Below are 988 nucleotides of genomic sequence, written 5' to 3'. Positions count from 1 at the left end.
TCAAAAAAAAGCATCCTGAAGACCCATTTATTCATTTTTGGTTAATGGCAGTTAGTCCTGAATCCCAAGGTAAAGGAATAGGGAAGAAGTTATTATTGCAAGTTTTAGAAAGATATAAAAATTCCACTAAACCATTTTATCTAGAGACCACAACCAAAAGCAATCTAGAATTTTACACCAAGAATGGCTTTAAAGTCATTGATTATACAGACTTGTTAAATTATCCATTGTATTTTTTGAAATATGGAAACTATAAGTTGAAGATTACCTAAAGTATTCAATCTGAAACCGATTAATTTACTTTTATTAATTGCTTCTTGGCTTAAGATTAAGTAGGTATGGAACATCCAATAATATTCTGAATTGCACTGTAACTCTTATCGTCTAATAATAATTCTTCTATTTTCAGTTGCAATTTCAAGCTCTGTCTACGACACTTACTATTTACAAATGCCCTTTGGCTTTTTTTACCCCTTCGGATTTCCATTTTCTCCTGTTTTAATAATTCTTACTGTCCATAGCAGCTAGAATATCCAGCATCATTGCATTTAGAGCATCAAGGATTCACTTGAGGGAGAAACGATAACTTATAGGAAGGTTAAGGGAAACTATAAGGATTCCGTTAGTAGTGATTTTTTGTTTTAAGACCTGTCAATTTTCAGAATTTAACCGGCTGATTTTATTGACTTGTTCGACCTGTTCAAAGAGTAAAACACCTCTTTTTTCGGCTACCGCTAGGATTTTAAATAATTTCGGCCGGTGAAGCCTGCCTCTTGATTCGTTCTCCAGGAACAAAAGAGAAATTGAAAAACCTTTATCATCAACAAACCTTTCTAATTTCTCCTTGACCCGGCTTGCATCCTGTTCATTGCTAGGAGCCTTAAAATATGGGTAGATTTTCTTAATTGCTCATTTTAGATAGTTATAAAAATACCAGTGCAATATGTATTATTATTTCATTTTAAATACTCTAAATTTTAAATACTCT

The 988-nt window shown here is 32.4% G+C and carries 1 protein-coding gene; it reads left to right on the top strand.

The annotated features are described in order from the left end of the window. A partial coding sequence (locus E1171_RS00765; RefSeq protein WP_155203135.1) for a GNAT family N-acetyltransferase occupies nucleotides 1–272 on the top strand: 272 nt, incomplete at its 5' end. Nucleotides 273–988: the final 716 nt, after the last annotated feature.

The sequence above is a fragment of the Xanthovirga aplysinae genome (assembly GCF_009711365.1).
In the GTDB taxonomy this organism is placed as follows: Bacteria; Bacteroidota; Bacteroidia; order Cytophagales; family Cyclobacteriaceae; genus Xanthovirga; species Xanthovirga aplysinae.
The sequence above is the reverse complement of the archived record's forward strand: the minus strand, read 5'-3'. Positions and strand labels throughout refer to the sequence as shown.